We start from the raw sequence: 25,688 nt of genomic DNA on the forward strand, positions 1-25,688 counted from the left end.
GCATCATCACCATCACGCTGGAAGCGATCGTCAACGTCGTCGATCACGGCATGAACATCCAGGAGGCGATCGACGCGCCGCGCATCCATCACCAATGGCTGCCCGGCATCGGCTATCGCCTCGACGTGACCGATGCGACCTGGGGTCAGGCGGCCGGCATCCTGGTCGGCGGCAAGAGCCTGGCCGAGATCGAAAAGGGTGGCGGCGCTCGCTACAACGGCGCCATCGACAGCCGCGCCGCATCCGGCGAGGCAATCGGATATTAATTTCGTTCGGTCAGATGACCAGCGTGATGGTGGACGCAATCAGCATCACGGCCGCGATGCCGACGAACAAGGCATAAATACGCGGCCGATCGAGCAGAAGCGCATTTCCCGATATCCACGCCGCGGTGGCGCCGCCAAGCGCGTACAGGAAGCCGTTACGGTGCCCCAAGGCCAGGGTTGCGGCCATCAAGCCGCCAATGATGAGAGCGCCGAAAACGATGATCACGGCGACCGCGTATTTCTCGAAATCGTTGCTGGCCACACCCGGACCCATCACGTTCAACGTCGTCAGGTCGTCCGGGTCGAAGGGGTTGGCCGACCCATATTCGTCTTGACCGGCAGGCTCGTGCATCATTCATTCTCCTTGAAGCGGCAACAAATCATCAAGCCTTGCCGAGTGCAACCGGGTCGCGACGCGTTCAATGCGATCGGCACGGTCTTCAACACTTTCTGGCCGCGGCTTGCTAGCGGTTTCTTGGATTTATGTCGGATCGTCGTGCCGTTCCAGGCGATCTGTGGGATCGTGTTGCCGTTCCAGGCGATCTGTCGGATTGGAATCGCCAGCCGGGCGTTTCAAGTTGAACGTCCGCCGCTCTGCAGCCGGATTCGAACCGCTGCCCCTGACTGTCGGGCCTGACGACGATCACGCGCAAGCTTCGCCCTCGAACGGCGTGCCTGACGATATCGGTGGCGAAGATTGGTCGGTGGCGAAGATTGGGTTCGGCGGGGAAGGATGGCCGGCGCCACTTTGGGGGGGCGTTGGGGTAGATTGCCTGGTGGGCGCCGGCCAAGCGGAAATCAGGTCCGCCGCAAGAAAATATAGCAGGAATGGCGCGGTATGGCAGTGGTGTGATCGCCGAAGATGGTTCGCGCTTTCCGGTGCGGTGACCCATTATGGGCCAGTCGTCTGGCACCTGAATTGCACCGTAAGCAATGCCGGGCAACGGCCCGGAAGTTGTCCCCGAATATGGGGCCTCGCCGCTTCGCAAATGGAGCGGCGGGCCTTTTTTACTGGCGCATCGGGGCGGCGGTACGATTGGATTCAATCATCGGCACGCCGATATAAGCGCGGCGCCACCGGAACTCGATGGCAGGTTTCGCAGCACGCCGAGATTTTTAGGCTGCGGGAGCCGGCGGCAGTTCGAACAGGTTGGCGCCATTCTCCTGGCCTCGCTCGACATAGCCGATAATCCGGAACCATTTTGCGACGTCCGGTCTCTGGAGCCAGCTGCGCGAGTGAATGGGGAGATTGCCGGCGAGCGCCTGGATATGGCGAATGTGCCGCTTGCAGAAGCGAACGGTCGCGGCGCTGAAGAAATCCTCCTGCGCGGCGAACAGTGTATCAGCAGCGTCGCTATTCTCGTGCCACGCGATGAGCGCTACGGTTTTTTCGCCCTGCACGAGCGCATGAGCACGGCCTTCTTTCAAGTTCATCATCAGATTGTCGTAGGCGATCTTGCTGTCCTTGCCGGCCGCGACGTACTCGTCCGATATCCGCTTGGACAGATCACTGAAAACATTTTCCAGATCTCCAACCGTTGCTGCGCGTGCTCTCATTTCGCCTCCTAGAGCCCCGGCAGCAGTTTGCCCTAAGGATAGGGGATCACCAAGCAAATCAAATCCGTCATCCGCCCAATGCGAGCAAAGTCGTTTCGCCGGGCGAGGCCGGCCATTCTCTACTATGAACCGAGTCCGGCGCGCGCTTTCCTTATGCCTACGGGTAGACCTCAAAGTGCCCAAGAGAAGACAACTCAATTAACGCCTTTTCATCGCCCATATAGATCGACTGATTCCAGCTTGGTCCAACGGCCGCCTCTATGGCCTCGACGCTCTCCCAGACCATGCACATGCAAAAGGTTCGGCTCCCGCTCTCAACCATCGGTTTGCCCGGATAGAATGCTACCAATCCGGCTTGCTTCTTCAGCCAGGGTATCGAAAGCCTTTCGACGCGATCCTGCCAGAGGTGTTCCTTGCCGGCGAAAACCGTGCCCCTGTAAATTCGGATGATCATCGCTAAGCCTTCCTGCTCAGCCTGACGCCAGCCCCGCCGCCCATCGCACATGGCGCCAAGCCATCGAGACGCAGCTTAAACGACCTTCTGGACCGTTCTATGTCGCTCCATCACGGCACTGGATCTCATGGAGGTCGACTGCGACCTAGAAGACAGCGCTGACGACGAGCATTCGTTAGGCTGGCCGGATCGCGGTCCAGGCGCCTATGTCGTCCAGTGCGATGACCACGAACTTGACAACTGCGACGACATAGGACAGCCACGACGCAGAGCCGTCCGAAGATGGGGAAACGGTTATGTGGACCGAGAACCCGCCGCCTCACGCGATTTTCTCGACGTGCCGGTTTATGTCGCCGATCGGACCGCTCTGAAGGCGATCGACCCGGCCAAGGACACTGCGGCCTTTCTGAAAGAGCCGGGCCGAGAGGGAATGCTCAAATGGATGGCTGGCGCGGCGCCGTTCACCGATCCGGCGAGGCCTGTTTCGTCATCAACGACGTGTCGGGCTACTGGCGACGCCGCCGGACTGACAGCGCGCCCCTCTTCCGTCGTGCCGTCAAAGAAAAGCCGCCGGGGCGAAACCCGGCGGCTTGGTCTTCGACTGGGTCGTTTCAGTCGCGATCGGCTTTACGGCGCCGGAGCCAGCTCGGCGGCCGCCTGGTCGATCTTGTCGGCAAGCACACCCTTGGCCCAGTCCGTGACCTCGGCGTCGACGGGCTTGTTGGCCATGTCGGCCAGTGCCGCGTCGAGCGATGCATCGTCGGTGCCGACAGCGGCCTGGTCGGCAGCCGTCTGGGCTGCGGCAGCCGCTGCTTCGGCATCCGAGACCGTGGTTTCCTGGGCCGCGACCTGCGCTTCCAGATCCGCGATCTGTCCCGGCAGGGCCGCCTGTTCCTCGGGCGTCATGGCTGCAATCTGGTCAGGCGTAAGCCCGTTCAACGTGTCGAGCTGCGCGTTCAGGGCATCCAATTGGGCCTGAGCGTCGACTGCCGCCGCGGCCGCCTTGTCAACCGCGGCCTGTGCGTTCTGGGCGTTCGCGGACGCCACCGCAAAGGCCTGTACGGCAGCAAACTTCTTGCTCTTGGAGTTCATGTAGGCGTTGACGTTGCGCTGTAGCGAGTTCAACCGGCCGAGCTTGGCACGGATATTCTTTTCCTTGGACACAGGGGCGGTCTGCTCAGTGTCGTCAACGCTTGCAACAGTCTCCGTTTCGGCCTTGGCCACCTGCCCCTTGGCTGACGCCGACTTGCCGTGCGACCCGCTATTGCCGGAATTGCCGCCAGCATTGCCGTTGCCGCCGCCGTTACCGTTGCCGCCACCATGGCCGTTACCGCCACCATGGCCGTTACCGCCACCATGGCCGTTGCCGCCACCATGGCCGTTACCGCCTGCACCGGCCAGCGCCGGAGATGCCAGAAGCGCGAACACGGCAAACGCGGCGAAAAGAGTCTTTCGGGATGTCATAATTCCTCCTTTTGAATCGCACCTCCGCATATAACTGCCAAATATAACGAAGAGCTAATTTATATCTGAGAAACTTTATGCAAATGCGAAAGTCCGGCTGGGTTGCGACGCCGACCTGCACCGAGGCCCTCGAAATTCCCCCGGGCAGAACTGTCTCAATCAAAGCCAAAAAGACTCTAACCGTTCGTTTCTGCTAAATTCCGGACGGAAGACCGTTCTTGGAATTGCGCTAGAGCGGATGCAGGATATCGGCGCCCGCCTGTTCGTCGAACAGAACCGCGCAGCCGCGCTTGAGTGCCACCGCTGAAAGGGCGTTCGCCATCGCATCATCCGGCGACACAAAATCCACCGGTCAGCACCCTCAGCTCTTCCACCGCCCTGACTATCGAGCGGCGACCGTCCTCTCACAACGTCTGGTCCGTAGGTCGCGCAGGCAATCGCCATCCGCCCGGCCTAGTGGCGATGATACGCCAGAACTGTACTGCCGCGTGGCGATTTGTGGCGATCAGATAAGGTGAACCCAGCACCCTCGATCAAAGACTGAAGCCGGATGTCGTCTTCGTCGGGGACTCGCGCCACAATCGTCTGTGCGCGGTTGATGATGTCGGTGAAGATGCGATCGGCCTCCTCCTGACCCAACCCCCTGCGGACATGCTGGTACACAGCGAGAAGAAGCACGATATCGTAACTGTCATTTAGAACAGATTGAAGCTTTCGGCTGCCTAGGTTCATGGCGTCAAATCGACTTTCTACGTTCGATCCTAGAAAGATGGAACGCGCCACGCGGGTGTGTGGCTTCAGAATGTCAATGCCGTGGATGTAGGCCGGTCTGCGTTTGGCGATTTCATAAGCGACGATGCCCATATTGCAGCCAACATCAAGGATCGTCTTACCGGAGTAGTTTACCCCGCATGAAAATAATCCATCGAGCCGATCGTCCCACGTTCCTGCGCTATATTTCTTGTGCGATTTCCAAAAAGGCACGACTATCCTTCCGTGTCCTGGACCAAAGTCGAATTTTATCTGCGCCCGTTAGCATTTTCCGGCAAAGTCCAACGAAACGTCTGTCGGACGGTTAAGCAATTGCCATGGAAAATGGTGCCCAGAGGCGGATTCGAACCACCGACACGCGGATTTTCAGTCCGCCGTCGATAGTTGAAAACATTGAGCTTTTTGGCTCCATGTCGCGTTTATGTTGCGGTTACTTCCGTAGCGAGACCCGGGATATCGTCGCTGGTGGCGACCCACACGTTGGCCTCTTCATCCATTGAGCCGTAACTAGAAACTTCTTGCTCGCGGGCATAGGGGAATCTCTCCAATGTACGCCCCCACGCTGCCCTCTTGGCTTTAAGCGGTCATATGTGGCGTATATTTGGCGGTGGTTTCAATCCCGCCTCGACGATAACAGCGAGCCTTACGCGAGCAGAGCCCGCTCTGCAGCCGCCAATTCTTCTGCATCATCGCCACGCGGGAAGAGGTGGCCGTAGACGTCCATCGTCATCATGATCGAGGAATGGCCGAGCCGTTCCTGAACGACCTTAGGCGGCAGGCCCAGGCCACCATCGGCAACGCGATTGATGCACCATGAAGCGAAGAAGTGTCGCAGGCAGTGCATTCCGGTATAGCGAGCCTTCATGATCGGCTTGCCGTCCGCGTCTTTCTCGCCAGTGTCAACGACCACGCCAGCGGCGACCTGGGCGGGCATGAGGCCACGGTTGATAATGTTCGCCAGTGATTCCACCTTGCCGAGGCCGTTAGGGAAAACAAGTTCGAGCTGCATGATCAATTCGCCATTATCATCCAGCTTGCCGGTCGGTCGCTTGGGACAAACCAACTTCCATTCCCGCAAGGTATTGATGACGATCGGCGGGGCAGGAACGGTTCTTTCCCCTGCCTCTGACTTCGGCTGCCCGATCTCGTTGAAGCGGTCAGCGCGCTGGTGAACCCGGATCGCCCGCTTGTCAAAGTCCACATCGCTCCAGCGCAGCCCACGAAGCTCCGAAGCTCTCAGGCCGGTGAATATGGCTGTCAGCAGCAAAGGCCTCCAGCGGCCTTCCACGGCGCCGACAATGGCCTTCACCTCTTCGCGGGTAGGAAGATCGACGCCGACCTTGATCTTGCCCTTCTGGCGCCTCTCTGCCTTGCGCTCCTTGCCCTTCCGGCGCTTGCCTCGCATATCGCGAACGACGTTGCGGACAGTAAGGCCGCGCTCCTGTGCATCGGCGAGCAGCGAACCCAGGCTGCCAAGGATCTTGCGGATCATCGCAGGGGAACGCGGTGCCCGTCTCGGGTCTTCCGCCGGCAGGTCGCTATTTCCTCTCCTCAGTTGATCCTCAAAGCTTCGGACGGTGGGAATATTCAATTTCGAAAGCTTCTCGGCGCCAATGAACGGGACAATGTGAAGATCGAGGTGCTGCCGATATTGGTTTCGTGTCGAGCGCTCCAGGCCATCGCAAGCCTTTATCCACAGGTCGCCGGCTTTCTTGACTGTCGTGCTGTCGCTGTCGGCAACGTGGGTGCCTTCCCGGATTTCTACCGTGGCGGTGGCTTCGAAGGCGTCAGCCTCCTTCTTCTTGGCGAATGTTTTCAGCCGGCGAGCGCCCTTGCCGTCGACGTAATCGACGATCCAGGCCTCGCGCTCGACACCCTTTGCGGTAGTCCATTTGCGCTTGCGCACCGACATAACACATGCCCCTTCTGTGTAGCCGACCGTAATAGCCGGAAGCATGTTGCATTATGTCGCAATAAATCCGCTTGTCAATGGAACTCAACGCGGCCCCAAATAGCGCCCAGACCAGCGTCTGATTTTCCGAGGCACCTGAGCGCCTCACCATGACCCCGGCCGGCAGAGTACGAAGAGCCGCATTTCGCGCCAATGTCGCGCGGATAGTGCAGGTATCGTCCGTCTGATTGGAGACCTACTTGCGCACAATCCAGTCCAGCGCGTCTGATGCGACATCCTCGTGGTCGGTCAACTCGCTCACCAGAAGCATGGCGTGTGACCGCCATCGGTACTCGGGGATACTCTCTTCGATGACCGATTTTTTGAAGGCGTTTCGCAGGACATCGCACTCGAAAGCCGATATCCTAAAGTCTGAATGGTCTTCTGCCATTTCAGTTTCTCCCAAAGGGCGGGAGCACCTGAGTTGGCTACCAAGCGTCCGTGTGCCGTAAGAGGCGGACGACTTGCACACTGTACGCCTTTAATCATCATTAGCGAGTCATTTAGCGACGGAACCATAGCCGGACGGTCGCGTTGCCCCCACGAGTGTGGATTCTGCAAGTGACTGACGAGCAGGACAGAGCACCCAGCGCACCAGACAACGCTGTCGTCCGGCGCTTGGTCAGAGAGGCGAATATAACCGAAGAGCAGGCTCGCGAGCTTATCGCTCTTCTGGGGTCCGACTGGCCGTCACTTATGCGGGAAGCCCGATTTCTAACTCGAAAACGCTAGTCGCAGTGAGTTACGGCAATGGACCCGTGGCAAATCGATAACGTGTACGTAGAGAGGTCGCGGTTGCAGGTTGATGCCACGCGGGCCACGATTGCGGAGATGCGATCTGTCATGCAAGAGAGCCGGCGCATTCTCGCTCGATCCCAAAATCTTTTGCGCCTCATACATCAAAAGGAAAGTTCCGCCCCAGATGCCGCCGGCAGAAACCTACATCGTGAGCGTATTCGAAAAGCGCATTGGCGCACGGTGCTGACCACCAAGAACAAGGCAAAGGCGCTGGCCGAGAGAGATCGGCGAGGGCGCACAGATCGAAGAAATCACGCCGAAGGTGAAGAAGTGCTAAGCGGCCGGATATATATCTTTCAGCCGACGGAACCTTTGTTACCCGCCCGTGTTATCACCATGATCTCCGCATAGGGATCATAAAGGGCCTTGTCCCCTCTTGGCCCGAGTTTGAGTCCGCTGTCTCCCGGAAGTGTCCAGCTGCGCAACGTTCGCGCTTTTGGAGCCGTCGACAGCGGACCCGACGTATTCAGTGATCCTCCTAGACGCAAAACAGATCATCTGTCGGATGGCGAAGTCAGCCAAGCCGTGGTGCCGACCGCTGGCCTGCCTCTGCGGTCCGATCCTGGCAAGATATTGTCACCTACTAGACGGTCCTCGGACGATAGTTTGGGCGGTATGAAAGGACCGGTAGCGCCGATCTCGCCTAGCCAATCCTCGTAGCCAGTGTTCATTTTGGACGTGAGTTCATCGGGATGATGTATCCCGGACTGGAATAGGCTCATGAGCCGCCGGCCGAAGTGTTCCCATGCCGGATGGCCTTCGGGAATTCCTGCCTCTGTGCAATAGTCGTTGAGAACCTTGGCCAGCGTGGCGAGTTGCTCGGAGTCGAGATAATCGTCAAATGACATCGCTTTATCCCTTGTGGGGCGAAAGCGTGATCGACTCTTCCAAGCGCCAGCGCCCGTTCTGTTGGCTGGCGACGATCCTTCTGTACGCTTCCAGACGAATTTAGCGAGTCAAATCCGCGCGTCTTCATTTCCGCAACCTTACCCCGGCGCCGCCGCCGTTCTCAGAGATAAACTCGACACCGGCAGATTCGAGCGCAGCGCGCATCTTATCGACACTGCTGACGCGAGCATCCTGACCAGCTTCAAAGCGATTTACGGTATTCCCTCCAACGCCGGCTGCTTTGGCGAGATCGAGCGTGCTCCAATTGAGGGCTGCGCGCCCCATACGGCATTGAACTGGCTTCATGTGGTGTTTTTATCACCAAAAAGCATTGACAGCAACTTGGTTATGGCGTTACCGATAATGGTGTGAATATCACCACTAGGAGGAAATGCACATGCCGAACACCACTGTTCGGGCGACCGCCGAAGGCATGCCCGATATCAACCGCCGCCGCCTTCTGCTTGGCCTCGCGGCTACTTCAACCGCCGCTGCCGCTGCGGCGGCCTTGGCTGCCGCTTCAATGATCATCGACGCTACCGCCGCGCCGCCTGTCGATGTCGCGATCCCAGCTACGCGGAAGAAAACCAGTCTCGATGCAATGCTGCTGGATCTGCCGCCGGAAGAGGCTCAGCGGTTGAGGCTAGAAATTCTAGCGATCATCGCCGCCGTCAAAAAGATGTGCGCCCGAGGCGACGATTTCCAAACGATCAGGAATTTTGTCAGGACCCGGTGTGAGCAAAATCACATGGACTGGAAGAGGGCACGGGGAATATGAGCACCGCACCGTTCCCTGGCGTGGAAATTCCCACCGTCGAGCCACTGGCTCTTGTCGACACTTTTGTCACCAGCGCACTCCCGCTACAGGCTATTGGCGACAATATGCGCCTGCTGCTCGTCGTCTCTGGCCGGTCAATCCACGACAAATCTCCGGAGAACTCGCTGGTAGCCAAGCTCGTCGGCAGTCGGTCGGACATGCTGCAAATCGCTGCCGCCATCGTGCGAGGCTGCGACACCGCCCGCACCGATGCCAGCGGCACTGAGGTGGCCAACGCATTCCTTGAGTTCCTGGAGGCGCCGAAGGGGCGTCACTGACCGAGTGGACAATTTGTCCAGACGGCCCGCTGCCTCACGGTGGCGGGCTTTTAGATTTGTTCGTGGTTCAAAACCGAACGACCCGTTGTTCTCGATTGGCGCACTTTCCGCACTGCCAAATGTCGGTTCGCTCTTGCTTGCCTATCGGTCCATATAAGCGCCCAGCCTCTGCAAGGCGCACCGAGTGCTCGCCGCATTTGGGGCAAGTTTCTCCAGGGCGTGTTTTGAGGCGATCCTCCATCGCAGCCATGCGGGCCTCGATCGCCGCCATTCGATCCGGCATCTGGCCGAGTTCCCGCCAGAGAGGCATGTCGGCCAGCCATCTTCGAACGTCTTCGATTGCACCCATTGCGGTTCCCCCCCATGTCGCGTCCATGTCGCGTGGACCTGCCGAGTGTGACAGGGAACCCTTGGAAATCAACGGTAGCAGTTTGCAACATGATGCGACATGGAAAGGCGTAAGTCGCCAAGTTGGCGACAGCATAAAGCGTTGTTTTTATTGAGGAAAGGAGTGGTGCCCAGAGGCGGATTCGAACCACCGACACGCGGATTTTCAGTCCGCTGCTCTACCAACTGAGCTATCTGGGCCTGTTCCGGCACGCGGGCAGTTCTGCACGCCGGATTTCTTGAAAGCGCCGCAGGCGCCCCTTGAAAGCGGGTGGGTTATAGCACGGGAATCCGGCCTGTCCAGCGCTTAAGCGCTGATTTCAAGCGGGAAACCAGCAGTTGCTCGACGGGCGGATTCACGGGACGCGGTCGAGGCCCGCAGGCTGCTCTGAACAGCCTCATTTGGGAGGATCGTTGTCCGTTTCGTCCTCGTCGTCGCGGGCCGGAATGACATAGGCGCCCTTGAGCCAGCGGTTGAGGTCGATGTCCTTGCAGCGCACGGAGCAGAACGGGTAGGTCTCACGTGCCGACGGCTTGCCGCACTCGGGGCAGGGCCGCTTGGGGCGCAGCGGCGTGACCTTGTCGTCCGAGCTCATGGCCGCCCCGAACTCATGGCCGAGCTGACTGCCATTTGGCATGCACCTTGAAACCCTCGCCGGTCAGCAGCGCCACCGTCTCATAGAGCGGCAGGCCGACGACATTGGTGTAGGAGCCGACAAGCTTGACGACAAAAGCTCCGGCCAGGCCCTGGACGGCATAGCCGCCGGCCTTGCCGCGCCATTCTCCCGAGGCGACATAGGCGTCGATCTCGGCGCGCGGCAGCCGCTTGAAACGCACCCTGGTCTCGATCAGCCGCTGGCGCAGCTTGCCGCCCGGCGTGATCAGGCAGATGCCGGAATAAACCCGGTGCGAACGACCTGACAGCAGGCCGAGGCAATTGGCGACGTCGTCGAACGTTTCGGCCTTGGGCAGGACGCGCCGGCCGACGGCGACCACCGTGTCGGCGGCCAGCACGAAGCTCGGCACATAGTCGTCTTCCGCCTGCAGCGAGGCCAGCGCCTTCTCGGCCTTTTCCTTCGAAAGGCGCTTGGCCAGCGAGCGCGGATGCTCGGCGCGCAGCGGCGTCTCGTCGACACCGGCCGGCAGCACGCGGTCCGGCTCGATGCCGGCCTGCTGCAACAGTTCGATCCGGCGCGGCGAACCCGAGGCAAGCACGAGCTTCTGCAAAATGCTCATCGCGATCCCGGCCGAACTCTGACGATCTTACTTGAAACGGTAGGTGATGCGGCCCTTGGTCAGGTCGTAAGGTGTCATCTCGACCAGGACCTTGTCGCCGGTCAGCACGCGGATGCGGTTCTTGCGCATGCGGCCGGCCGTGTGGGCGATGATTTCGTGTTCGTTTTCGAGCTTCACCCTGAACATCGCGTTGGGCAACAATTCCGTGACGACACCCGGAAACTCGAGGACTTCTTCCTTCGGCATTCGATACCTTTGCTTGGATGGGATTCCCAGCGCGCCGGCCGGAATTTGCGCGGAACCTATATGATAATCGTGCGCTTGTGAACATGCTTAATCAGCGCGGTTTTTTGCCTTCCGGCGCCACAAAACGGCGGCCGATCCGCGCCTTCAGCCGTTCGCGCACCTCGCGATAGGCGGCCATGATCTGCTCGCGCGTGCCGCCGACGTCTGTCGGGTCCGGCATCGGCCAATATTCGACGTCGACGGCAAGCGAGCGGGTAAGCTCGAGCGCGGTGTGATGGGCTTCCGGCGATAGCGTGACGATCAGGTCGAAATAGTCGTCCTCGAGATCGTCCAGTGTCCTTGGGTGCCGTTCGCCCAGCGAAAGCCGGTCCTCGGCCAGCACGGCGTCCACGAACGGGTCGCGTTCGCCGCCGCGCACCCCGGCCGACGCCACGAAAGTTGTCGCCGGAAGCACCTGGCGCGCCAGCAGTTCGGCCATCGGCGAGCGCACCGCGTTCATGCCGCAGAAAAACAGGATCGAGCGGGGCAGAGGGGCTGGCAGCTCAGCCTCGCCAGTGCAGCACGCAGACCAGCGTGAACAGCCGGCGCGCCGTATCGAAATCGATATCGATCTTGCCGGCCAGCCGGTCCATCAACGTCTGCGAGCCTTCATTGTGCAGCCCGCGCCGGCCCATATCGATCGCCTCGATCTGGCTGGGCGTCGAGGTGCGGATGGCGTCGTAATAGCTTTCGCAGATCATGTAGTAGTCCTTGACGATGCGCCTGAGCGGCGTCAGCGACAGGATGTGGGTGACCACGGCAGCGCCGTCCTCGCGCGTCACCGCGAAGACCAGGCGGGATTCGGCCAGCGACAGTTTTAGCCGGTAGGGTCCGGCGCCGTCGTCATTGACCGGCTGGAAGCTGTTTTCCTCGATCAGGTCGAAGATCGCCACCGCCCGCTCATGCTCGACATCGGGCGTCGAACGGCCGATCGATTCGTCGAGTTCGACATCGATCAGCCTGGCAGGGGTTCGATCGTAGTCCGCCATGTCAGTCTACATATTCAGCCGTATGGCGACGGAGCGTCCATGCGCGTCGAGGCCTTCCGCCTTGGCCAGCGCGATGGCCGCCGGCGCCAGCGCCCGCAATTGCTCCGGCCCGAGCTTCAGGATTGAGGTGCGCTTGACGAAATCGAGCACCGAAAGCCCGGACGAGAAGCGCGCCGAGCGCGCCGTCGGCAGCACATGGTTGGAGCCGCCGACATAGTCGCCGATGGCTTCCGGCGTGTGGCGGCCGAGAAAGACGGCACCGGCATTGCGCATCCGCGCCAGGAAGGCTTCCGGCTCGTCGATGGCAAGCTCGACATGTTCGGCCGCGATGCGGTCGACCAGCGGCGGTGCTGCCTCGATTCGCGGAACAAGGATGACGGCGCCGAAATCGCGCCAGCTCGCCGCCGCCGTCTCGGCGCGCGACAGGTTTTTCAACTGGCGTTCGACCGCCTGTTCGACCGCCGCGCCGAAGGCGGGATCGTCGGTGATCAGGATCGACTGCGCCGACACGTCATGCTCGGCCTGGGCAAGCAGGTCGGCGGCGATCCAGTCCGGATCGTTGCTGCCGTCGGCAACGATAAGCACTTCCGAAGGCCCGGCGATCATGTCGATGCCGACCGTGCCGAACACCTGGCGCTTGGCCGCGGCGACATAGGCATTGCCGGGGCCGACGATCTTGGCGACCGGCTTTATCGTCTCGGTGCCATAGGCCAGCGCCGCGATCGCCTGCGCGCCGCCGACACGGTAGATTTCGGATATGCCGGTCAGATCCGCCGCCACCAGCACCAGCGGATTGATGATGCCGCCGGGCGCCGGCACCGCCATGACGATGCGCTCGACGCCGGCGACCTTGGCCGGTACGGCGCTCATCAGCACTGAGCTTGGATAGCTCGCCGTGCCGCCCGGCACATAGAGCCCGACCGCCTCGATCGCCGTCCAGCGCGAGCCGAGCTCGACGCCGATTGCGTCCGTATAGCGGTCGTCCTTTGGCCGCTGCCGCTCGTGATGGGAACGGATCCGATCACGGGCGAATTTAAGCGCCTCGATCGTCTGCGGGTCGGCCGCATCGTAGGCCTTGGCGATGTCGTCTTGCGACACGGCTATGCCGAGGTCTTTCAGATCGGCCTTTTCGAATTTCTGCGTATACTCGATGAGCGCCGCGTCGCCCTCGGCGCGCACCCGCGCGATGATCGCGCGCACCACGGCGTCGACGTCCGCCGAGACTTCGCGCTTGGTCAAAAGGAACGCGGCAAAACGCTGCTCGAAATCGGCATCGGACAGACGAAGGGTGATGGCCATCTTGTGCTGCTCAGGCTCTGTGGAAGGGGCGTGACGTCGCTTCCCAGGCGCCGCCAATGTCGGCCAGCCGCGCCTCGATGCACTCGACATCGAGCATGATCGCGCCGCCGCCTGAAAAGATCAGCTCGACAATGCCGGCCGGCTTGTCGAGCGCGAGGAAGCTGATCGCCAGCAGCGACAGCACCTCGTCCGGCTTGTCGCGGGCGATGCCGCTGGTCTTGGCGCCCAGCACCCGGTCGAAATGCAGCACGCTTTGCCGCCGCTCATTGTGCTGGCGGAACAGGCCCGATTTCGCCTCCCAGACGAAGCGGTTCATGGTCATCACGAAGCGCTTGACCGCCGGCATGTATTCGAGATCGCTGACCTTCAGCACGGCGTCCTGGACATGGGCCGAGACGATGCTCAGATCCTGATCGTCGAGCGCGACAAGCTTGAGAAGGTTCATGCGGATTTCGCACCTGAAAGTTGATGTTTCAACCTTCTGTTAGGCGGTCTTGACGATCCGTGCAACCGCGCCAATCGCTTCAGGTTCGCGCTGCCCCTCATCGCCCTACCGGGCACTTCTCCCCGTAAAGTGACGGGGAGAAGGACGCCTTGGCAAAGGATTTTCGCCACTCTCCAGCGTTGCAGAAAAGGAGCCAAGGTCGCGGCCAGCCCCTTCTCCCCGTCACTATACGGGGAGAAGATGCCGGCAGGCAGATGAGGGGCGGCGCTGAGATCGATAATTGATCTGAGGCCTGGGTTCTGCCGATTCCCCTAACCCGAAATCCGTTCGATCACCGCGCCGCAGCCGGACAGCTTTTCTTCCAGCCGTTCAAAACCGCGGTCGAGATGATAGACCCGGTTGACCGTGGTCTCGCCTTCGGCCGCCAGGCCGGCGATGACCAGCGACACCGAAGCGCGAAGATCGGTCGCCATGACCGGCGCGCCCTTCAGCTTCGGCACGCCGTCGACGATCGCCGTCTGGCCGGACAGCGTTATGTGGGCGCCGAGCCGGGCAAGTTCCTGGACGTGCATGAAGCGGTTTTCGAAGATCGTCTCGGTGATGCGCGACTTGCCGTTGGCCATCGTCATCAGGCCCATGAACTGCGCCTGCAGGTCGGTCGGGAACGCCGGGAACGGCGCTGTCGTCACGTCGACCGGCGCAATGCCGGCGCCATTGCGCCTGACACGGATGCCGGAATTGGTCTGCGTGATCTCGGCGCCGGTCTGGGAAATCACGTCGAGCGCGGTCTGCAACAGGTCCGCCCGCGCACCTTCGAGCACGACATCGCCGCCGGTCATGGCGACGGCCATCGCATAGGTGCCGGTCTCGATGCGGTCGGGTATCACCCGGACGCGCGCGCCCGACAGCGCTTCGACGCCGTCGATGGTGATGGTCGCGGTGCCGGCGCCGGAAATCCTGGCGCCCATGGCGTTGAGGCATTCGGCGAGGTTGACGATCTCGGGCTCGCGGGCGGCGTTTTCGAGCACCGTCTCGCCCTTGGCCAGCGAAGCCGCCATCATTAGCACATGGGTGGCGCCGACCGATACTTTCGGGAAGACGTAGCGGTTGCCGACAAGACGGCCGTTCCTGGTCTTGGCGATGACATAGCCGGTGTCGACGTCGATATCGGCGCCCAGCACCTGAAGGCCTTCCAGGAAAAGGTCGACCGGGCGCGTGCCGATGGCGCAGCCGCCGGGCAGCGAAACCTTGGCCTCGCCCATGCGGGCGAGCAGCGGGCCGATCACCCAGAACGAGGCGCGCATCTTCGACACCAGCTCGTAGGGTGCCGTGGTGTCGACGATGTTGCGGGCGGAGAAAGTGATGGTGCGCGAATAGCCCTCCTGCTGCTTTTCGCGGCGGCCGTTGACCGAATAGTCGACGCCATGGTTGCCGAGGATGCGGATCAGCTGCTCGACATCGGCCAGGTGCGGCACGTTTTCCAGGGTCAGCGTGTCGTCTGTCAAAAGCGAGGCGATCATCAGCGGCAGCGCGGCGTTTTTCGCGCCGGAGATCGGAATGCTTCCGGCAAGCTTGTTGCCGCCGACAATTCTGATGCGATCCATGGAAGAGCGTCCCCTCGGCCGAAAGGCCGGTTTTCAATCGGTTGAGTCTGTTGTGGCCGGTCTAGACCATTGGCCGGCTTGGTTCAAGAAACAGGATTCCCGCCCCGTGGCCAGCCTGTTGATATAGGTCAATCCTTTTGCGTTTCCCCTAAAGCGCCGAGCCCGTCCGGCCGCTTGTCGGCGTCACCGGTGCGCCGCGAGCGCGACTGCGCCTTGCGCTTCTGCAGATTGGCGCGCAATTGCTCAGCAAGCCGGCTCTTGCGGTCGGCCTTTTTCGATGGGCTGTCCTTTTTCGAGGAACCGCCCTTGTCAGGTGGACCGCCCTTGTCCAGTGGAGTTGTTTTGTCGTTCATGGTTCCGTCCCGGCTGACGATTAGGGCGACGTGCGTCCGCTTGGAACGCACAAAGTACGCTCTAACACTTTTGAATCTCCGCATCGTGCTTTCCGAATACCGATTCCGATTTTCGGCAGCTGCGCCAGCCCGCTGTTCAGGGATAGCCAACATTGTGGCGCCGCCATGTCCGGAAAACCCGTCGGGGCGGCCATTCACAGACGGCTTGCGCTTGGCCTTGCGCTTGCCGGTTCGATATGGCAGAAGCCCCGCCATCAGCGGCTGCGGTAGCTCAGTGGTAGAGCACTCCCTTGGTAAGGGAGAGGTCGAGAGTTCAATCCTCTCTCGCAGCACCAGTCTATCCCGTTGAAATCGCTGAAGTGTTCTGCGACGAACCAGCCTGCAGCGACGGGAGCTGCCATTGCGCGCGGAAGGCGTAGACCGCGTGCTCGTGGCCCGGCGACGATTTCAGGCTCTTCGTCCAAAAGCCCAATCAGCCAAACGATCGACCGAGATCACGCCGGCGCCGCGTGTCAATACGAGAAGAAGCAATGACGCCCACAGCAGGTGCTCGGCCCAATTCTCGGGGAAAACGAAGATCTGGATCACCGAAACGATGCCGAGCAGCATGAGCGCGCCGAGGCGCGAGAACAGCCCGAGAAAGAGCAGCACCGAGCCAGTGATCTCGGCGGTCGTCGCCAGGGGCGCGGCGATCGATGGATCGATGAACGGCAGATTGTATTCGTTGGCGAACAGCTGCAGCGTTACCGGCCAGGATGCGAGCTTCGTCTGAGCGGACTGCCAGAACACATGTGCGACTGCGATTCGGGAAGCGAGCTGAACCAGTGAAAGCGGAATGCGTTCGGGTAGTTTGATAACACGCCTGTAGAAGCCGACAAGGCCAGCCGGAGTGAACGAAGAATATTCTGGTATCGCAGTCATGACTGTCTCCATCAGTTTGCAAGGGGATGCGTCGGGATCCGGACATCAGTGACGAGCCCGTCGCCGAACAGACGCACGAGCGCGGACACGAGATCGAACGCCGGATCGAGAGCGAGGGCGCGGGTTGTGGCGTGTTCCAGGCCGAGGCCGTGCTTCAGGGAATGCCTAAACGCGAAATTCGCTCGATCAAGGAGAACCAGGCGGACACTCTCACCGGCCCGCCACAACGCCACGCGTTCGGGACGCCTTTCCCAGGCGCTGTGCTGGTCGACCGCCGTCTCCTGCTGATGGGCTGTCCATACGGACAGGATCAACCAGTGCGAAACGATCAGCCGCAGGGATGGCTGCAGCACGATATCGGGCGAAGGCCCCAGATCGGTGCCGTCATATTCCGAGAGGGGGCGGGGTGGATGCGAAGCCGCGTCGAGCGCTTCGGCAATGGCCCATTCGAGCCGCGCCGTTTCAGCCACGACCGGCATATCGGAAAGCGTGTCGATGGTTTTCAGGAAGCGTGGGAAGCCGGCGCCATAGCGCGCCAGCCGGGACTCCACCGGCGGATGGCGTCGAATGAACTCGCTCGCCACGAAACGAAAGAAGCGCTCGTCGACCAAGCGAACCGTGACGGGAAAGACCGCCATCAGCACTGCGGTAAGCGAACTGCGCGTGTTATTCTGGTAGATACGCAGGCGGGCCAATGGATCGGCCTTGCCGGCGGTTAGCATTTTCGCGGTGACCATTGGCTCTATGGCGAGCACCGAGCGCGCCATGGTGGTCTGCAGGTGTTCAAGCGGCAGCATGGTATCCCCTCTCTATTGGCGGCATCGCCGCAGGCATGGCCGGTCCAGCCTTGGCGGCAGCAAATGCCGCAAGCACGGGCATGCCGCTCCTCATGTCACTTTCGAAGGGGAGGAGGTTGGATATCGGCCGGGGCTTGGCTGTCGTAGTTTGTCTCGCGGCCTGCTTGCGGTTAAACATGATCGAAGCGGAGAGCATGTCGGCCCACATGGCTTCGCCCAGCAGCACATCGAGAACCGGGACATCGGTATCCCATTCGACAAGCGTCGGGCGCGGTCCGAGCCGGTCTATGGCATGATGGTAGAGCGTCCAGACGACCGGCGGCACGCGTGAGCCATGATCGTCGATAAGCACGGTGTCGGCTCCGACCTGATTGGTCGCATGGCCGGCAAGGTGGACCTCGCCGATGGAATCGGCCGGCAGCGCGTCGATGAAGGCTTTTGCATCATATTGCAGGTTGTGCGCCGAAACCTGCACATTATTCACATCCAGGAGCAGGCCGCAGCCGGTCCGTGTCACGAGTTCGGCCAGGAACTCTGCCTCGTTCATCGAGGAATCTGCAAAAGCTAGATAGGCGGATAAGTTCTCGATGAGCACCTGTCGCTTTAACGCGTCCTGGACGGTCTCGACGTTGCGTGCCACCACCGCCAATGCCCCCTCGTCATAGCGCAGCGGCAGCAGGTCGTTGAGATAAGCCCCGTCGGCTACGCTCCAGGCGAGATGCTCCGAGACGAGATCTGGCTGGAAGCGCTCGCAGACCTTGCGCAGCCGCTCCAGATGATCGCGGTCCAATCCCTGTGCGCTGCCCAGTGACAGCCCAACGCCATGCACCGACAGCGGATAGATCTGGCGCAGCCTCTCCAGCGCCTCTACACCGGCGCCGTCTCCCATATAGTTCTCGGCATGCACTTCGAGCCAGCCAGCGGAGGGCCTGCGGGTCAGCATCTCGCTGATGTGGGGAGAGCGAAGACCGATGCCCGCGGTTGCGGGGATCGCGAGGGGTTGAAACGCACGGCACATCGGTCTGCTCCCTTCCAAAGGGGTTGGCTCGAAGTCTGGATCGCTCAGGCTTTCGGCTTGTCGCTGCCGTCGGTGATCTTGGCGCAACTGCCGGCAGGCAGGTAAAGCCAGGAATCCGGCTGGTTGTCGGCGGTCGCGGTGCCGGCACAGGAATGCGTTGCGGTCTGGCAGTCGTTCTGGCCGGCCTTGACGACGCCGTAGCATTTCTCGAAGGCGAAGTCGGGCTGGGCGGCGGGGCCGCTGTAGGCGGCCGTGGCGGCTAGCGAAGTGGCAGCCGCGAGGGCCGATCCAATGAGGGTTTTGGCGTTGATCACAGTCGTGTCTCCTGGTTGCGTTTCGAGGGAAAGACTGACCCTGCGGCCTGTCTGCAAGCAGTGTCCCTGATCAGACGGCCGAGCTGAAATGCTGTCTCGGCATGGATTTGATACGCGGTCACTATGTTGAAGGGGGCCTCAAGGAAAAAAGCCCTCCGGCGGGGAACCGGAGGGCTTGGCGCCTGCATTCGTGAACAGGGCGAAGCAGGCGCGGCTAGGCGGGAGGGAGGCGCCTAGACGTATCGGTTTTTGTTATCGACGGCAGAGCGTTCGCCCACAAAGAGGTGATCGCCCAGAAGCCAATCATCGGCTCTTTCCCGCCCTCTGTCACGCATGTCGGTCAACTCACCCCAGTCGGTCCAGGGTCTCAAGAATAGCGCTGCGCCAGCCCGGTGCCGACCGTCGAAGATGGTGTGAATCTGTGTGGGCTTCATTGCACCATGACCGGCGGCGAGGCGACAAGCCCCGCACGGCGTCATGGACGTGGAGGGCTTGCTGGCGATGATTAGCCGATGACCGCCTTCAGCCGGCTGGACCGGTGGTAAACCCGAAAGGTCGCCGTCGCCCCAATAGGTGTCGCCGTCGATCTCCACGGCCGGGAAGAGGAATGGGATTGTGGCCGCCGCCACGATCGCGTCGATCGACAATTGATCGCTGGTGAAGGTCTTCACAGCATCGGTGCGGGCATTTGAAGCCAGGATGCTGAGTTTCACCGGGCAGCTATTCTTGCGAATCTCCGCAATGTCGATTGACTGTTCCAGAATCGATCTCAGCGGACTGGCTGTATCGGCTGCGAACATCGATGCGTGACTGACGCGTCGCCAGAAGTTGGTAAGCGCCGTCCGTGCGCCACGCCGATCGCCCAGAGCCAGGCCATAGGTCAGAACCGCCGCCTCCATCGCACCGAAACCGGACGCAGTGATGTTGCCGAAGCAAAGGCCGTGCTCATCCAACAGGCGGTCGAGCACGCCCCAGACAAATGCACCGTGTGCGTCGCTTGTCAGGACAATGTCGATGAGTTGCCCGTCGTCCACCGCAGGTCTTGCGCCGGCAATGACGGCGTTGTTGTTTTCAGTTCCGGTCTGGACATGCATCTTTTTGGTCTCCATCCCAAAAACGCCGGCCAGGGCGTCATATGGAGAGACTGCCGCATCATCCCCTCAGGGCGAAATGCCAAGGCGGCATGAACTCCATAGGCAGATTGCATTGGCTGCAATTCCGCGCGGCAAGGTTCGTCCAAGCAGGCAAGACAACGCGATCTTGTCCGATCTGACACCGGCGCCCCGACGGCGGCTTCAACAACTTCCAGCGTATACAGGGTGCGTCATGAGAATTCGAACTATCTGGCTGGCGGCGATTGCCATCGGTCTTCTTGCCGGGGTGGCTTCTGCAGACCCTTCAGTGACCTGGCGGCGTTGCCCACCTTCTATACGGAAGCGGGGTGAAGACGATGAAACCGATGACCGGTTCAAGAAGGGCTTGGTCCGCCATGCCAAAGCACAATCGAGTCACGATGCCCAAGGCCTGCAACGCCCCGGCAATGAGCAAGCCCCATGCCGCATTCTGCGCCAACATCCTGGCGTTCGGCGGCGCCAATTAGCGGTTGTGCCGCCAAGCATCCCTAGGATGCAGAAGCGGCATAAACTCCATACGCAGATGGCATTGGCGGGTTGGCGGTCGATTGCAGCAACGTTTCGTCTCGGCAAGCAGGAACCGCAGGTTTTTCGATTGCTGTCGATCATTACCGCGGCCGTCGATGGGACGATCGCCCAACCTCAGAGAAGGATCATGCCATGAATTTCAAAGCTATCTGCCTCAGCGCCTTTGCCCTTTCCATTCTCGGCAGCGTCGGGTTTGCCGGGGCGCTCGACGAACCATCCAACATGCAGCCGTTTTACGCCGATGCGGGCATGAAGACGATGAAGTCGGACAGAGAGTTCAAAGCAGCCTGGAATGCGATGTCGAAGGACAAGCGGAACGCGATGAAGAAGGAATGCAACGACGCGGCGATGAGCAAGCCGTATGCCGAGTTTTGCGTCAAGGTCCATCAGCTTGGCGGCAACAGCTAGTCGCCGCTTGACCTATTTCGCTGCAATAAGAGCATGATGGCAAGCAAATGCTCGCCATCATTGTTTTTAGGTCAGCCTGAGCGACGCTTTAGCCGTAGCGAAGCGATCCGCACCTTGACCTCAGAAGGCATCATGACGGGCCGTTATCGACTTTATAGCGGCAGTGCATTGGCATGACGGGACGCTTTGCGGCAGGCTCCGAAGCCAGCATATGAACCGTATGCAGTTCGGGGACGATCGGCATGGACATTCATCACATCCGCTATTTTCTTGCTGTCTGCGAGACACGGAATTTCACGCGCGCTGGCGAAAAATGCAATGTCACTCAACCGGCGCTGTCGCGCGCCATCCAGCAGCTTGAGGAAGAGGTCGGCGGCCTGCTTTTTCGCCGCGAGCGAAACCTCACCCATCTCACGGATCTAGGTGCTCTGCTGCGACCCCGTTTCCAGCAGATCCTCGACGAACTGACCGGCGTTCGGCAGGAGGCATCAAGGTTTCTCTGTCTGGAAAATGCGAACCTCAAGGTTGGTGTCATGTGCACCATCGGTCCGCGCCGGTTCACCGGGCTGCTGGCCGACTTCAACAGACGTCAGCGGGGTATCCAGCTCCAACTGGTAGAGGGCGTGCCGGCATCGCTTTCCCAACTGCTCGAATCAGGCGAGATCGACGTCGCCATCATGGCATCGAGCGACAGTTTTCCGGAACGCTTCGACGTGACGCCGCTTTATCGCGAGCGCTTCGTCCTGGCATTTCCCAACGGCCATAGATTGGCCCGCAACGACAATGTTTCCATTTCCGAACTCGACGGTGAAAACTATCTCAGGCGTCTCAACTGCGAGTATCGCGATCATCTTGCCGGCCTGTGCAACGAGCGGGGGGTGAAGCTTAGGATCTCCTATGCCAGCGAGCGCGAGGACTGGATCCAGAACCTGGTTTCCGGAGGGCTCGGAATCTGCTTCATCCCTGAGTTCAGCGCGGTGATCCCGGGCTTGCAGGTCCGGCCCGTCATCGACCCCGAAGTCTGGCGGGAGGTATCCCTCGTCGTTGTGGCGGGACGTCGGTTCTCGCCCGCGGCATTGGCCTTCGTAAACAGCGTGAAGGCGCATGGCTGGCCGGAAAGTGCCATACCTTTGGCACCCCGCAAGACGGCGGCCTAAAGCATAGTCGAAGAGTTTCATTCTCGCGGCATGCTTTTCCCGCGCCTCCTATGTGTCGGCACGAATGGATTACTATAGTTTTCAGGTATCGAATTGAGAGCCAGGCAGCATTTCTCTTTCTTTGCGGATCTCGTCACTCTCCTCCTCATGCCCCGCCTCCCGCGTTTGGGCACTGACAAAGGAGAAACAAGATATGGTTTCCAAAGCAATCGCATTCAGCGCGCCACTCAACGTGGCGCTAGCGCTCGGCCTTCTTTCCGCAACCGCGGCGTTTTCCGTCGCACCGGCTTTTGCAGGAGACTGCCCAGCCGGCCAGGCCGCGACCGTTGACATCCAGGAGCATCCCAGCAAGCCGGTTGGCGTTACCGATGATGTCCTTTCGGCCATCGATCTGAGCCCGAAGGGCGAGGCCTGGAAAGGTAACATGCTGCGCCTGCGCAAGCTCGTCGTGCAGCCGGGCGGTGTCGTGCCATGGCATGAGCACACCGTTCGTCCGGCCAACATCCTCGTCGTCGAGGGTTCGATCACCGAATATAGCAGCACCTGCAAGGTGGGGATCGAGCATTCGGCTGGCGACGTGAGCGTCGAATTCGGACAGCTCGCTCATTGGTGGAAGAACAACGGCAAGGTCCCGGCGGTGCTCTATTCGGCCGACATCCTGCCGCCGGAAATGCGCGAAGATCACACGATGTGAGCCACGCGTTGCGGTGACCGTTTCCTAGCATCAGCAACTGAAAGCGCGTCCTCAGGTAATCACCTGGGGACGTGTGGCCAAGGAGCCTCGTTATGGTGACAACTACGGAACAGACTTCCTCGACGCGGCTCCGCATCGCTGCCTCGGGCAGCTGGCGCTTCGGCATCATCGCTGTGATCGCCTTCCTGACACTTGTCGATCTCTTCGCCACCCAGGCAATCCTGCCTTCGCTGGTGGTAAAGTTCGGTGTCAGCCGCGCCACGATGGGCTTTGCTGTGAATGCCAGCACTTTCGGCATGGCTGTGGCCGGCATTGCGGTGGCGCTTTTTGGCAGGAACCTCGATCGCCGCAACGGCATCTGGATCAGCCTTGCGGTGCTGGCGATACCGACTACGCTTTTGTCACAGACAGACAGCATCGTCGTCTTTGCCCTGTTGCGTGTCGTCCAGGGCTTGTGCATGTCGACCGCGTTCACGCTGACGATGGCCTACCTGGCCGAGCATTTTTCTGCGCGGCAGACGACAGGTGCGCTTGCGGCCTATGTAACCGGCAATGTTGCCAGTAACTTCTTCGGACGGCTCATGTCGGCCGCCGTCGCCGATACGTTTGGCATCTCCACCAATTTCCTGACGTTCGCCGCCCTCAATCTGATTGGCGCGGCACTTGTCTGGTTCACGCTGCAGAAGACATCCGCAATGATGCGCGCCGACGCGATAGGCGAGCCTGCCCGCGCGGCCTGGAAGAGCCCGCTGAAGAACGCCGAGCTGCGCGCCTGTTTCGCGATCGGCTTCCTGATCCTCTTCGTCTTCATAGGCACTTTCACCTATGTCAACTTCCAGCTCGTCGCCGCCCCGCTATCGCTGTCGCCGATGGCGTTGGGACTGGTGTATTTTGTCTTCCTGCCTTCCATGCTGACCACGCCGCTCGCCGGGCGGGTCGCTGCGGGCCTCGGCCCAAGGATCGGCATCGATGCGACGCTTGCGCTGGCGGTCCTGGGTTTGCTTCTGCTGCTCACGAGCCGCCTTCCCATTGTTCTCGGCGGGATGGCGCTGGTCGCCATTGGCACCTTCCTGGCGCAGGCAATCGCGACAGGACACGTCAGCCGGACCGCCTCGCGCGACCGCGCCGCCGCAAGCGGCATCTACCTTGCTTCCTACTATGCAGGCGGGCTCGCCGGCAGCTTTGTCATTGGACAAATCTATGACCGGATCGGCTGGACCGCATGCGTGGCCGTGCTCGCCGCAGTCCTCGCCGGCGCGATCGCGGTCGCGCGGTCGTTGAAGTCGCCGACCGCCTGACGATCGGGAATTCGTCGACTGCAAGGCGACTTAAGGCGGGAATGAATAAGGATATCAATGCAATAGCCAAAATCCATGCAACCCACAAAACCAAAGGAGACTGACATGACCACCTACCTGAAAACCTTGATTGGCTGCGCCGCCATGCTGATGGCGATCGTCGTCCCGGCTGCCGCTTCGGATGGCGTCGTCACGGTGAAGAGCGACTATTCCATCGCGGAGACAGTTGCCCGCATCAAAAAGGACGTCCTCAAGAAGGGCATCAAGTTTTTTGGCGTCATCGACCAGGCAAGCCTTGGCCAGAATGCCGGCAATGATGTCAGGCCGTCGCGGCTGGTGATGTTTGGCAATCCGGCGCTCGGCACGACCTTCATCACGTCCAATCCGCAAGCCGGTCTCGACTGGCCGGTGCGCGTGCTGGTCTACCAGGCCGCAGATGGTTCAGTTTATGCCGCCTACAGCGATTTCGACTGGATCGCCAAGCGGCATGGAATTACCGACCGCGCGCCGCAGTTCAAGATGGCGACCGAGGTCATTCAGTCCGTGACCTCGACGATCAGAAAGAACTGAGGGTGGACATGTGCCAGAGAGCCGCCGCCCGGGCATGCGAGGCAGGCGTAGAGCTGATGAACTGACCGTCGGCTATCGAATCCATGTCTCAACGGCATTTCCGCTGCTTCTAGCGGTTCGCCATACTTGCTCCAGAACTCCAGACCTGGGCGCGGAAGCCCGTTGCTCGCAGCCGTTTGCCGGCCCTACCGGCCTCGGCTCCAACCGAAGGAAACGACGATGCTCAGAGGAAAGACCGCACTCATCACAGGCTCGACCAGCGGCATCGGCCAAGGCATCGCCGAGGCCTTCGCGGTCAAGGGTTGCAACATCGTTCTGAACGGCTTCGGCGATGCCGGCGAGATCGAATTGCTGCGATCAAGGCTTGCCGCCGACCACGGGGTCACCGTTCGCTACGACAATGCTGACATGAGCAAGGGCGACGCGATCACCGCGATGATGGACAAGGCAATTGCCGAGTTCGGCGCCGTCGACATACTCGTCAACAATGCCGGCATTCAGCATGTCGCGCCGATCGACGACTTCCCGATCGAGAAATGGGAGGCGGTCGTGGCGATCGATCTGATGTCGTCGTTCTACACGATCCGGCGCGCCCTGCAGGCGATGAAGGAGCGCAAATGGGGCCGCATCATCAACGTTGCGTCCGCTCACGCCCTTGTCGCCTCGCCATTCAAGTCCGCCTATGTCGCCGCCAAGCATGGGGTCGCCGGCTTGACCAAAACGGTCGCGCTGGAAGTCGCCGAGCAGGGCATCACCGTCAATGCGGTTTGCCCCGGATACGTCCTCACCCCGCTGGTCAAGAAGCAGATACCGGACACAGCCAAGGCCCGCGGCATCACCGAGCAGCAGGTCATCAAGGACGTGCTTCTGGCGGCCCAGCCGACCAAGCAGTTCGTGACCGTGGCCGAGGTTGCGGCGCTCTGCGTGTTCCTGGCTTCGGATGACGCCGCCTCGATCACCGGTGCGATCATGCCGATCGAAGGCGGCTGGACCGCCCATTGAATGCGG

At 60.9% G+C, this 25,688-nt stretch carries 34 protein-coding genes and 2 tRNA genes; 12 read left to right on the forward strand and 24 right to left on the reverse strand.

Annotated elements, in window-relative coordinates:
- A partial coding sequence (locus tag BQ8482_RS05680; protein WP_244602621.1) for a gamma-glutamyltransferase occupies positions 1–266 on the forward strand: 266 nt, incomplete at its 5' end.
- A gap of 10 nt (positions 267–276) precedes the next feature.
- Here BQ8482_RS05680 and BQ8482_RS05685 read toward each other — a convergent pair.
- The 9 genes from BQ8482_RS05685 to BQ8482_RS05740 form a co-directional block, all read right to left on the reverse strand.
- Complete coding sequence (locus BQ8482_RS05685; protein ID WP_165848428.1) at positions 277–621, reverse strand: hypothetical protein; 345 nt, start codon at positions 619–621, stop codon at positions 277–279.
- 761 nt (positions 622–1,382) lie between these two features.
- Positions 1,383–1,823, reverse strand: coding sequence for a hypothetical protein (locus BQ8482_RS05690; protein ID WP_095493505.1), 441 nt, complete (start codon positions 1,821–1,823; stop codon positions 1,383–1,385).
- Positions 1,824–1,980: 157 nt separating this feature from the next.
- Positions 1,981–2,277 (reverse strand): hypothetical protein, encoded by a 297-nt coding sequence (locus tag BQ8482_RS05695; RefSeq protein WP_133254698.1) that lies wholly within the window; start codon positions 2,275–2,277, stop codon positions 1,981–1,983.
- Between the two features lie 627 nt (positions 2,278–2,904).
- Positions 2,905–3,741, reverse strand: a complete 837-nt coding sequence (locus BQ8482_RS05700) for a hypothetical protein (RefSeq protein WP_165848429.1) — start codon at positions 3,739–3,741, stop codon at positions 2,905–2,907.
- Positions 3,742–4,194: 453 nt separating this feature from the next.
- Positions 4,195–4,725, reverse strand: coding sequence for a class I SAM-dependent methyltransferase (locus BQ8482_RS05710; protein ID WP_133254699.1), 531 nt, complete (start codon positions 4,723–4,725; stop codon positions 4,195–4,197).
- Between the two features lie 206 nt (positions 4,726–4,931).
- Positions 4,932–5,009: a DUF1902 domain-containing protein gene (locus tag BQ8482_RS40495; protein ID WP_425294079.1), complete on the reverse strand. Its 78-nt coding sequence runs from the start codon at positions 5,007–5,009 to the stop codon at positions 4,932–4,934.
- A gap of 146 nt (positions 5,010–5,155) precedes the next feature.
- Positions 5,156–6,424, reverse strand: coding sequence for a tyrosine-type recombinase/integrase (locus BQ8482_RS05720; RefSeq protein WP_123146609.1), 1,269 nt, complete (start codon positions 6,422–6,424; stop codon positions 5,156–5,158).
- Between the two features lie 235 nt (positions 6,425–6,659).
- Positions 6,660–6,854, reverse strand: coding sequence for a hypothetical protein (locus tag BQ8482_RS05725; RefSeq protein ID WP_123146610.1), 195 nt, complete (start codon positions 6,852–6,854; stop codon positions 6,660–6,662).
- A 901-nt stretch (positions 6,855–7,755) separates the two neighbouring features.
- Entirely contained in the window at positions 7,756–8,109 is a 354-nt protein-coding gene (locus BQ8482_RS05740) for a hypothetical protein (protein WP_123146613.1), read from the reverse strand.
- A 61-nt stretch (positions 8,110–8,170) separates the two neighbouring features.
- Here BQ8482_RS05740 and BQ8482_RS40275 point away from each other — a divergent pair, with 61 nt between their 5' ends.
- From BQ8482_RS40275 to BQ8482_RS05755, 3 genes are read left to right on the forward strand one after another with little or no spacing between them, the layout of a single operon-like run.
- A complete protein-coding gene (locus BQ8482_RS40275) occupies positions 8,171–8,521 on the forward strand; it encodes a hypothetical protein (RefSeq protein WP_165848430.1) in 351 nt (116 codons plus the stop codon).
- 25 nt (positions 8,522–8,546) lie between these two features.
- The gene (locus BQ8482_RS05750; protein WP_208867596.1) at positions 8,547–8,927 is read left to right on the forward strand and encodes a hypothetical protein; all 381 of its coding nucleotides are present in this window, start codon (positions 8,547–8,549) and stop codon (positions 8,925–8,927) included.
- A complete protein-coding gene (locus tag BQ8482_RS05755; RefSeq protein WP_123146616.1) occupies positions 8,924–9,244 on the forward strand; it encodes a hypothetical protein in 321 nt (106 codons plus the stop codon). The genes BQ8482_RS05750 and BQ8482_RS05755 overlap by 4 nt, the downstream gene beginning before the upstream one ends.
- Positions 9,245–9,756: 512 nt before the next feature.
- Here the strand turns inward: BQ8482_RS05755 and BQ8482_RS05760 are convergent.
- From BQ8482_RS05760 to BQ8482_RS05810, 10 genes are all read right to left on the reverse strand, one after another.
- Positions 9,757–9,832: transfer RNA gene (locus tag BQ8482_RS05760), tRNA-Phe, on the reverse strand.
- Positions 9,833–10,029: 197 nt separating this feature from the next.
- Complete coding sequence (gene yacG, locus BQ8482_RS05765; protein WP_095491465.1) at positions 10,030–10,227, reverse strand: DNA gyrase inhibitor YacG; 198 nt, start codon at positions 10,225–10,227, stop codon at positions 10,030–10,032.
- 13 nt (positions 10,228–10,240) lie between these two features.
- Complete coding sequence (locus BQ8482_RS05770) at positions 10,241–10,867, reverse strand: Maf-like protein (RefSeq protein WP_123146617.1); 627 nt, start codon at positions 10,865–10,867, stop codon at positions 10,241–10,243.
- A 27-nt stretch (positions 10,868–10,894) separates the two neighbouring features.
- Complete coding sequence (gene infA / locus BQ8482_RS05775) at positions 10,895–11,113, reverse strand: translation initiation factor IF-1 (protein ID WP_006200926.1); 219 nt, start codon at positions 11,111–11,113, stop codon at positions 10,895–10,897.
- A 91-nt stretch (positions 11,114–11,204) separates the two neighbouring features.
- Complete coding sequence (locus tag BQ8482_RS05780) at positions 11,205–11,612, reverse strand: arsenate-mycothiol transferase ArsC (protein WP_123146618.1); 408 nt, start codon at positions 11,610–11,612, stop codon at positions 11,205–11,207.
- A gap of 43 nt (positions 11,613–11,655) precedes the next feature.
- On the reverse strand, positions 11,656–12,141 hold the full coding sequence (locus BQ8482_RS05785; RefSeq protein WP_123146619.1) for a UPF0262 family protein: 486 nt from the start codon (positions 12,139–12,141) through the stop codon (positions 11,656–11,658).
- A 6-nt stretch (positions 12,142–12,147) separates the two neighbouring features.
- A complete protein-coding gene (hisD, locus tag BQ8482_RS05790) occupies positions 12,148–13,440 on the reverse strand; it encodes a histidinol dehydrogenase (protein ID WP_123146620.1) in 1,293 nt (430 codons plus the stop codon).
- Between the two features lie 10 nt (positions 13,441–13,450).
- Positions 13,451–13,885 carry a DUF2948 family protein gene (locus BQ8482_RS05795; protein ID WP_123146621.1) on the reverse strand — a complete coding sequence of 145 codons (435 nt, stop codon included), beginning with the start codon at positions 13,883–13,885 and terminating at the stop codon, positions 13,451–13,453.
- 311 nt (positions 13,886–14,196) lie between these two features.
- Entirely contained in the window at positions 14,197–15,489 is a 1,293-nt protein-coding gene (murA, locus tag BQ8482_RS05805) for a UDP-N-acetylglucosamine 1-carboxyvinyltransferase (RefSeq protein WP_123146622.1), read from the reverse strand.
- Positions 15,490–15,617: 128 nt separating this feature from the next.
- Positions 15,618–15,842 (reverse strand): hypothetical protein, encoded by a 225-nt coding sequence (locus tag BQ8482_RS05810; RefSeq protein WP_244602623.1) that lies wholly within the window; start codon positions 15,840–15,842, stop codon positions 15,618–15,620.
- A gap of 260 nt (positions 15,843–16,102) precedes the next feature.
- On the opposite strand from BQ8482_RS05810, the gene BQ8482_RS05815 reads away from it, so the two are divergent.
- Positions 16,103–16,177 (forward strand) — tRNA-Thr (locus tag BQ8482_RS05815).
- Positions 16,178–16,289: 112 nt separating this feature from the next.
- Here the strand turns inward: BQ8482_RS05815 and BQ8482_RS05820 are convergent.
- The 5 genes from BQ8482_RS05820 to BQ8482_RS05840 form a co-directional block, all read right to left on the reverse strand.
- Positions 16,290–16,763, reverse strand: a complete 474-nt coding sequence (locus BQ8482_RS05820) for a DoxX family protein (protein WP_123147409.1) — start codon at positions 16,761–16,763, stop codon at positions 16,290–16,292.
- An 11-nt stretch (positions 16,764–16,774) separates the two neighbouring features.
- Positions 16,775–17,560, reverse strand: coding sequence for an HvfC/BufC N-terminal domain-containing protein (locus BQ8482_RS05825; RefSeq protein WP_123146623.1), 786 nt, complete (start codon positions 17,558–17,560; stop codon positions 16,775–16,777).
- On the reverse strand, positions 17,547–18,578 hold the full coding sequence (gene bufB, locus BQ8482_RS05830; protein WP_123146624.1) for an MNIO family bufferin maturase: 1,032 nt from the start codon (positions 18,576–18,578) through the stop codon (positions 17,547–17,549). The genes BQ8482_RS05825 and bufB overlap by 14 nt, the downstream gene beginning before the upstream one ends.
- Positions 18,579–18,622: 44 nt before the next feature.
- Entirely contained in the window at positions 18,623–18,892 is a 270-nt protein-coding gene (locus BQ8482_RS05835; RefSeq protein WP_123146625.1) for a BufA1 family periplasmic bufferin-type metallophore, read from the reverse strand.
- Positions 18,893–19,125: 233 nt separating this feature from the next.
- Positions 19,126–20,001, reverse strand: coding sequence for a patatin-like phospholipase family protein (locus BQ8482_RS05840; RefSeq protein ID WP_123146626.1), 876 nt, complete (start codon positions 19,999–20,001; stop codon positions 19,126–19,128).
- A 217-nt stretch (positions 20,002–20,218) separates the two neighbouring features.
- Between BQ8482_RS05840 and BQ8482_RS37610 the strand changes: the two genes are divergently transcribed.
- The 7 genes from BQ8482_RS37610 to BQ8482_RS05870 all read left to right on the forward strand — a co-directional run bounded on the left by BQ8482_RS37610 (position 20,219) and on the right by BQ8482_RS05870 (position 25,682).
- Entirely contained in the window at positions 20,219–20,689 is a 471-nt protein-coding gene (locus tag BQ8482_RS37610; RefSeq protein WP_133254700.1) for a hypothetical protein, read from the forward strand.
- Positions 20,686–20,961 carry a hypothetical protein gene (locus BQ8482_RS05845; RefSeq protein WP_123146627.1) on the forward strand — a complete coding sequence of 92 codons (276 nt, stop codon included), beginning with the start codon at positions 20,686–20,688 and terminating at the stop codon, positions 20,959–20,961. The genes BQ8482_RS37610 and BQ8482_RS05845 overlap by 4 nt, the downstream gene beginning before the upstream one ends.
- 242 nt (positions 20,962–21,203) lie before the next feature.
- Positions 21,204–22,118 carry a LysR family transcriptional regulator gene (locus BQ8482_RS05850; RefSeq protein WP_123146628.1) on the forward strand — a complete coding sequence of 305 codons (915 nt, stop codon included), beginning with the start codon at positions 21,204–21,206 and terminating at the stop codon, positions 22,116–22,118.
- A 193-nt stretch (positions 22,119–22,311) separates the two neighbouring features.
- Positions 22,312–22,812, forward strand: coding sequence for a cupin domain-containing protein (locus BQ8482_RS05855; protein ID WP_123146629.1), 501 nt, complete (start codon positions 22,312–22,314; stop codon positions 22,810–22,812).
- A gap of 92 nt (positions 22,813–22,904) precedes the next feature.
- The gene (locus BQ8482_RS05860; protein ID WP_244602624.1) at positions 22,905–24,110 is read left to right on the forward strand and encodes an MFS transporter; all 1,206 of its coding nucleotides are present in this window, start codon (positions 22,905–22,907) and stop codon (positions 24,108–24,110) included.
- A gap of 105 nt (positions 24,111–24,215) precedes the next feature.
- Positions 24,216–24,680 (forward strand): DUF302 domain-containing protein, encoded by a 465-nt coding sequence (locus BQ8482_RS05865; protein WP_123146630.1) that lies wholly within the window; start codon positions 24,216–24,218, stop codon positions 24,678–24,680.
- A 219-nt stretch (positions 24,681–24,899) separates the two neighbouring features.
- Positions 24,900–25,682, forward strand: coding sequence for a 3-hydroxybutyrate dehydrogenase (locus tag BQ8482_RS05870; RefSeq protein WP_123147411.1), 783 nt, complete (start codon positions 24,900–24,902; stop codon positions 25,680–25,682).
- Positions 25,683–25,688: the final 6 nt, after the last annotated feature.

This window comes from Mesorhizobium delmotii, from assembly GCF_900149755.1.
GTDB lineage: Bacteria > Pseudomonadota > Alphaproteobacteria > Rhizobiales > Rhizobiaceae > Mesorhizobium > Mesorhizobium delmotii.